Below are 242 nucleotides of genomic sequence, written 5' to 3' on the forward strand. Positions count from 1 at the left end.
GCCACCAGCGTCATGCCCACCACGCCCGCTTTCGACGACGCATACGGCACCTGGCCGATCTGCCCTTCGTACGCGGCCACCGACGCGGTCAGCACGCACGCGCCGCGCTCGCCTGCCGCGTTCGGTTCGTTGCGCGCCATCGCCGCCGCCGCGAGACGCAGCACGTTGAAGGTGCCGACGAGGTTCACGCGCACCACGTTCTCATAGGCTTCGAGCGAGCCCGGCGAGCCGTCCTTTTCGAT

General features: G+C 69.4%; 1 protein-coding gene. It reads right to left on the reverse strand.

The annotated features are described in order from the left end of the window. Nucleotides 1-242, reverse strand: a 242-nt coding sequence (locus tag SB786_RS37405) for an SDR family NAD(P)-dependent oxidoreductase (protein ID WP_410731737.1), incomplete at both ends; no start/stop codon positions are given.

The organism is Burkholderia sp. SIMBA_062 (assembly GCF_046534765.1).
Classification (GTDB): Bacteria; Pseudomonadota; Gammaproteobacteria; order Burkholderiales; family Burkholderiaceae; genus Burkholderia; species Burkholderia ambifaria.